Below are 6,818 nucleotides of genomic sequence, written 5' to 3'. Positions count from 1 at the left end.
TTGGGGGTGGGGTTTTACCCGCGAAAGGGCCGGTGCAGGCTTCCAGCAGAGGACAGACCCATGAAGTTCGAAGGCACCCGCGACTACGTCGCCACAGACGACCTGAAACTGGCGGTAAACGCGGCCATCACCCTCGAACGCCCCTTGCTGGTCAAGGGCGAACCCGGCACCGGCAAGACCATGCTCGCAGAGCAGCTGGCAGCTTCGTTCGGTGCACGCCTGATCACCTGGCACATCAAGTCCACCACCAAGGCCCACCAGGGCCTCTACGAGTACGACGCGGTCAGCCGCCTGCGTGACTCGCAGCTGGGCGTGGACAAGGTCCATGATGTGCGCAACTACCTGAAGAAGGGCAAGCTGTGGGAGGCCTTCGAGGCCGAGGAACGGGTCATCCTGCTGATCGACGAAATCGACAAGGCCGACATCGAGTTCCCCAACGACCTGCTGCAGGAACTCGACAAGATGGAGTTCTACGTCTACGAAATCGACGAGACCATCAAGGCCAGACAGCGCCCGATCATCATCATCACCTCCAACAACGAAAAGGAGCTGCCGGACGCCTTCCTGCGCCGCTGCTTCTTCCACTACATCGCCTTCCCCGACCGCACTACCCTGCAGCAGATCGTCGACGTGCACTACCCGAACATCAGCCAGTCGCTGGTCAGCGAGGCGTTGGACGTGTTCTTCGACGTGCGCAAGGTACCAGGCCTGAAGAAAAAGCCGTCCACCTCCGAACTGGTCGATTGGCTCAAGCTGCTGATGGCAGACAACATCGGTGAAGCGGTGCTGCGCGAACGCGACCCGACCAAGGCCATTCCACCGCTGGCCGGCGCGCTGGTGAAGAACGAGCAGGACGTACAACTGCTCGAGCGCCTGGCCTTCATGAGCCGGCGCGGCAACCGCTGACAGGAGCCGGGCCATGCTGCTCAACCTGTTCAATGAAATGCGCGCGGCCAAGGTGCCGGTGTCGGTACGCGAACTGCTCGACCTGCACCAGGCCCTGCAAAAGCGCGTGGTGTTCGCCGACATGGACGAGTTCTACTACCTCGCCCGCGCCATCCTGGTGAAGGACGAGCGCCATTTCGACAAGTTCGACCGCGCCTTCGCCGCTTACTTCAAGGGCCTGGAAAACCTCGACCGGCATATCGAGGCATTAATCCCCGAAGACTGGCTGCGCAAGGAGTTCGAGCGCTCGCTGACCGATGAGGAGCGCGCGCAGATCCAGTCGCTGGGTGGCCTGGACAAGCTGATCGAGGAGTTCAAGAAGCGCCTCGAAGAGCAGAAGGAGCGTCACGCCGGCGGCAACAAGTGGATCGGCACTGGCGGCACCAGCCCGTTCGGCTCGGGCGGCTTCAACCCCGAGGGCATCCGCGTGGGCGAGGCCGGCAAACGCCAGGGCAAGGCGGTGAAGGTATGGGACCAGCGCGAATACAAGAACCTGGACGACCAGGTGGAGCTGGGCACCCGCAACATCAAGCTGGCTTTGCGCCGGTTGCGCAAGTTCGCCCGTGAAGGCGCCGCCGAAGAGCTGGACATCGATGGCACCATCGACCACACCGCGCGGGATGCCGGGCTGCTGAACATCCAGATGCGCCCCGAGCGGCGCAATACGGTGAAGCTGCTGTTGCTGTTCGACATCGGTGGGTCGATGGACGCCCACGTCAAGGTCTGCGAAGAGCTGTTTTCGGCGTGCAAGACCGAGTTCAAACACCTGGAGTACTACTACTTCCACAACTTCGTGTACGAGTCGGTCTGGAAGAACAACCTGCGCCGCACCTCGGAGCGCTATTCCACCTTCGACCTGCTGCACAAGTACGGCGATGACTACAAGGTTGTGTTCGTCGGCGATGCGGCCATGGCGCCCTACGAGATTACCCAGCCGGGGGGCAGCGTGGAGCACTGGAACGAAGAGGCCGGCTATGTGTGGATGCAGCGTTTCAAGGAGAAATTCAGGAAGATCATCTGGATCAACCCGTACCCGAAGCAGGCCTGGGACTACACCGCATCGACCCATCTGGTGCGGGACTTGATCGAGGACAAGATGTACCCGCTGACCTTGCAGGGGTTGGAGGAAGGGATGCGTTACCTGTCCAAGTGATGTTGCCAGTGCCGGCCCTTTCGCGGGTGAACCCGCGAAGAGGCCGCCAGCCTCAACGCCAACGGTCCAGGTATACCTGCTGCTCCCGCCACGCCTCATCCTGTACCACCGCCCGGAACCGCACCACAGCCCCCGGCATGCACTGCGCCAGTTGCGCCAGCGCCAACGGCGTCAACGCCCCCAGCCGCGGATAGCCGCCAATGGTCTGCCGGTCATTGAGCAACACGATCGGCTGCCCATCCGGCGGCACCTGCACCGCCCCCAGCGGAATCCCCTCGGAAATCATCGGCGCGCCCTGGTAGACCAGCTGCGGCCCCAGCAGGCGGATGCCCATGCGGTCGGCCCGACTGTCCAGCGTCCACTCACGGTTGAACGCCTCGAACAGGCTGGTACCGCTGAAGTCACCGATCTGTGCGCCCATCACCAGGTCAAGCACAGGCTTTTGTGCGTACTGTGGCCGCAGCGCTTCCGGTACCTCACGCAGGTTCGCCGACGTGCCTGAAAATGCCAGCGCCTGGCCTTTGCCGAGCGCAGAGCCGTGGCCATCGATACCGCCCAGTTCTTCGCGCACGACCGTGGCACGACTGCCCAGCACATCCTCGCCCAGAAAACCGCCAGGTGCTGCCAGATACGCCCGCACGCCCTGCTTCGGCTGTTTCAGGCTCAACCGCTGCCCCTTGGCCAAGGCAAAGCTGCGCCAGGGCGCCAGCGGCTGGTCATCGACCCGCGCATCAAGGTCGGCACCGGCCAGGGCCAGCACACAATCCTGTTCAGCGACCACACAGAAACCGCCCAGCGCCACCTCCACCACCGGTGCCGCCAACGGGTTGCCCAGCAGCCAGTTGGCCCAGTGCATCGCCACCCAGTCCAGCGCCCCGCCCTGGGTCACGCCCAAGTGGCGTACGCCAAAGCGCCCGGCATCCTGCAACTGGCACAGCGGTGTACTGGCCTCGATCTTCAACTGCTTCATGCCTGCGCCTCCACATCACCGCCCAACGCCACGAACTCGCTGCGCGAAACCGGCACGAAGCGCACCCGGTCACCGGGTTGCAACAGGCTGTAGCCCTCGCGTTCACGGTCGAACAGGCGCACCGGGGTACGCCCGATCAGGTTCCAGCCACCCGGCGATACCGCCGGATAGGCCGCCGTCTGGCGCTCGGCAATACCGACACTGCCGGCCGCCACGCGCTTGCGCGGGGTGCTCAGGCGCGGGCTGGCCAGGCGTTCGTCCACCAGCCCCATGAAGCCGAAACCGGGGGCAAAACCCAGCGCGAACACCGGGTACTCGCGCTCGCTGTGCAAGCGGATCACCTCTGCTTCACTCAAGCCACTGCGGGCCGCCAACACCGGCAGCTCCGGGCCGACGCTGGCGTCGTACCACACCGGGATCTCATGGCGGCGGCCACCGCTGCCCGTGTCTGGCTGCAAGCTCTCCAGCGCACGGATGATCAATGCCCTCGCCTCACCCGGTGGCAGGTCGAACTGCACCATCAGCGTGGTGTAGGACGGCACCAGGTCCAGCAAGTGCTCGCCGAACGCCGCGTGCAGGCGCTGGCTGGCGGCAAGCATCCACGGCATGTTGCCCTCGTCGATGGAATCGAACAGGCGCACCATCAGGCTGTCGATGGCCACAACTTCAATACGCGGCTTCATCGCGACTCCAGGGCATCGAGGGCCTGGCGAATCTGCCGCACCGCCGCTACCGAACTGTCATTGTCGCCGTGCACGCACAGGGTGCTGGCTGCAAGCGTCAGTGCACTGCCATCGTCCGCCACCAGCGTGTCGCCACGAGCCAGGCGCACGGCCTGCTCCACCACCAGCGCCGGGTCGTGGTGCACCGCACCGGGCAGGCGCCGCGACACCAGGTGCCCGCTGGCGGTGTAGGCGCGGTCGGCGAATGCTTCGAACCACAGCGGCACGCCGATTTCATCGCCCAGGGTCTGGGCGGCGCGGTTGTCGGCGGTGGCCATCAGCATCAACGGCAGGCCGCCGCCATAGGCCGCCACAGCCTCCAGTACGGTACGCAGCTTGAGCGGGTCGGCCATCATGTCGTTGTACAGCGCGCCATGGGGTTTCACGTAGGCCACGCGGCCGCCCAACACTTTGCAGATGCCTTCCAGCGCACCGATCTGATAGTGCAACAGGTCGCGGATTTCCTCCGGGCTGCAGGCCATGGAACGGCGGCCGAAGCCGACCAGGTCAGGGTAGGCCGGGTGCGCACCGATGGTCACGCCGTGCTCCAGCGCCAGGGCCACGGTACGGCGCATGATGCCGGGGTCGCCGGCGTGGTAGCCGCAGGCGATGTTGGCGCAATCGATGTAGGGCATGACTTCGGCATCCAGGCCCATGCGCCAGCTGCCGAAACTCTCGCCCATGTCGCAATTGAGTAGCAGGCGTTCCACCGCACGGCCTCCGTTGTCGTTGTTCATATGCCTACCTTAACGCGCCTGCAGCTGTTTGCCGCGGGTTTCCGGCAGGCTCAGTGCCGCCACGATCACCACCCCATAGGACACGGCAGAGAACACGCCGATACCCAGGCCCAGCGGCACCTTCTGGCCGAGCACGCCGATCAGCAGCGGGAACAGTGCCGCGATGACCTTGCCGATGTTGTAGCAGAAGCCCTGCCCCGAACCGCGGATACGCGTGGGGAACAGTTCGGTGAGGAACGCGCCCATGCCGCTGAAGATGCCCGAGGCGAAGAAGCCCAGCGGGAAGCCCAGCCACAGCATCACGCCGTCACTGACCTGCATTTGCGTGTACAGCAGCACGATGACGAACGAGCCCACGGCGAACAGGATGAAGTTCTTCTTGCGCCCCAGCAGGTCGGACAGGTACGCACTGACCACATAGCCGACGTAGGAGCCGACGATCACCATGGCCAGGTAGCCACCGGTACCCAGCACGCTCAGGCCGCGCTCGTTCTTGAGGAAGGTCGGCAGCCACGAAGTAATGGCGTAGTAGCCGCCCAGTGCGCCAGTGGTCAGCAGGGACGCACGCACGGTGGTCCAGAGCATGCCCGGGGCGAAGATTTCATAGAACTGCGCAGGCGCCTCGGCGTTTTCCACCGCCTTGGCCTCGCGGTATACCTCGGGGTCCTTGACCAGGCGGCGGACGAAGATCACGAAGATCGCCGGTACCAGGCCCAGCAGGAACAGCGCGCGCCAGGCCTGCTCTGCCGGAAGCCAGGAGAACAACAGCGCATAGAGGATGGCGGTAAGGCCCCAGCCAAGGGCCCAGCCGGACTGCACCATGCCCACCGCCTTGCCACGGTCCTGGGCGCGGATCACCTCGCCGATCAGGACCGCGCCGGCGGTCCACTCACCGCCAAAGCCGAAGCCCATCAGGGTACGGGCGATCAGCAGCTGTTCGTAGTTCTGGGCGAACCCGCAGAGGAAGGTGAAGAAGGCAAACCACAACACCGTCAGTTGCAGGGTGCGCACGCGGCCAATGCGGTCGGAGAGAATGCCGGCCACCCAGCCACCCACGGCCGAGGCGATCAAGGTGCTGGTGTGGATCAACCCGGCTTCGGTGGTGGTGATGCCCCACAGCATGATCAGCGTCGGAATGACGAAGCTGAGCATCTGCGTGTCCATGCCGTCCAGGCCGTAGCCGATCTTGCAGCTCCAGAACGTCCGGCGCTGCTGTGAGTCGATGTCGCGATACCAGGCGAAGGGCCCGGACGAAGATGGGGAGCTGACCTGCTGCTGCACGCCGGTGGGGTTCATGCTTGCCTCGGCTTGTTGGTATTGTTTTATGGGCGACAATGAGTCGCGGCCTGGCTGCCATTGTTCAGAGGCCGCGCCGTTTGCGTCCAACGAGAAAAACCGCCGGTCTGGAACAAGAAAAACTGATCATGAACCTTCGCTTCCTCGAAACCTTCGTCTGGGTCGCCCGGCTAAAGAGTTTCCGCCTGACCGCGGAAAAGCTGTTCACCACCCAGGCCTCGGTGTCCAGCCGCATTGCCGCGCTGGAGGCCGACCTGGGCGTGAAGCTGCTGCTGCGCGATTCACGCGGCGTCAGCCTGACCCCGGAAGGCGGCAAGGTATTGGAATATGCCGAGCGCATGCTGGAAACCGCCAAGGCCATGAAACAGTCGCTGGACAGCGACCGGGCCAAGGTCGGACGCATCCGTATCGGGGTGATGGACACGGTGATCCACACCTGGATGAGCGCACTGGTGGCGGAGCTGACCGAGCGGTACCCGCAGGTGGAGATCGAACTGGTGGCCGACACTGCACTGAACCTTCGGGAGCAATTGCAGAAGGGCTTTCTCGACGTGATCTTGCAGACCGACCTGCTGCGCGAGCAGTCGATCCGCAGCCTGGACCTGGCGCGCTACCCGATGGGTTGGGTGGTGGCCGCCGGCTCGCACCAGCACCGCGACTACGCTTCGCTGGCCGAGCTTGGGCGGGAACGCATCATCACCTTCTCGAAGAACTCGCGGCCGCACCAGGAAGTGCTGAGCCTGCTGTTGAGTGCCGGGGCCGAAACGCCGCGGCTGAACTGCGTGAACTCGGTGGCGGCGATTACCCGGCTGTTGCGCGACGGGTTTGGCATTGGGGCGTTGCCGCCGGCGCTGGTGGATGCCGAGTTGAGCCGGGGTGAGCTGGTGTTGCTGCAGGGGCTGCAACCGCCGCCGAGCCTGGAGTTGGTGGTGGCCTGGCAGACCGGGGTGGCGTTGGTGGATGAAGTGGTCGGGGTATGCCGGCAGGTGCTGGAG

Annotated in this window: 7 protein-coding genes; 3 read left to right on the top strand and 4 right to left on the bottom strand. The window is 64.6% G+C overall.

Annotated features, from left to right (window positions below; genetic code table 11):
- Positions 1-60 precede the first annotated feature (60 nt).
- Positions 61-906 (top strand): AAA family ATPase, encoded by an 846-nt coding sequence (locus ACK1U9_RS17240; RefSeq protein ID WP_013973748.1) that lies wholly within the window; start codon positions 61-63, stop codon positions 904-906.
- Between the two features lie 13 nt (positions 907-919).
- A complete protein-coding gene (locus ACK1U9_RS17235) occupies positions 920-2,098 on the top strand; it encodes a vWA domain-containing protein (protein WP_196174355.1) in 1,179 nt (392 codons plus the stop codon).
- Between the two features lie 52 nt (positions 2,099-2,150).
- Here the strand turns inward: ACK1U9_RS17235 and ACK1U9_RS17230 are convergent, their stop codons facing one another.
- Genes ACK1U9_RS17230 through ACK1U9_RS17215 form a run of 4 tightly spaced genes read right to left on the bottom strand, consistent with a single transcriptional unit; the run spans position 2,151 to position 5,823 of the window.
- Positions 2,151-3,068 carry a 5-oxoprolinase subunit C family protein gene (locus ACK1U9_RS17230; protein WP_135001729.1) on the bottom strand — a complete coding sequence of 306 codons (918 nt, stop codon included), beginning with the start codon at positions 3,066-3,068 and terminating at the stop codon, positions 2,151-2,153.
- The gene (gene pxpB / locus ACK1U9_RS17225; protein ID WP_046616458.1) at positions 3,065-3,751 is read right to left on the bottom strand and encodes a 5-oxoprolinase subunit PxpB; all 687 of its coding nucleotides are present in this window, start codon (positions 3,749-3,751) and stop codon (positions 3,065-3,067) included. Before pxpB ends, ACK1U9_RS17230 begins: the two co-directional genes overlap by 4 nt.
- Complete coding sequence (locus ACK1U9_RS17220) at positions 3,748-4,527, bottom strand: 5-oxoprolinase subunit PxpA (protein WP_449110057.1); 780 nt, start codon at positions 4,525-4,527, stop codon at positions 3,748-3,750. The genes pxpB and ACK1U9_RS17220 overlap by 4 nt, the downstream gene beginning before the upstream one ends.
- Positions 4,528-4,536: 9 nt before the next feature.
- Positions 4,537-5,823: an MFS transporter gene (locus ACK1U9_RS17215; protein WP_013973753.1), complete on the bottom strand. Its 1,287-nt coding sequence runs from the start codon at positions 5,821-5,823 to the stop codon at positions 4,537-4,539.
- 128 nt (positions 5,824-5,951) lie between these two features.
- Between ACK1U9_RS17215 and ACK1U9_RS17210 the strand changes: the two genes are divergently transcribed.
- Positions 5,952-6,818: LysR family transcriptional regulator (locus ACK1U9_RS17210; RefSeq protein WP_449110056.1), on the top strand; the 867-nt coding region annotated here is incomplete at its 3' end.

Source organism: Pseudomonas sp. XP1 (assembly GCF_053557675.1).
Note: the sequence above shows the minus strand (reverse complement) of the source record. Positions and strands in the feature narration are given on the sequence as shown.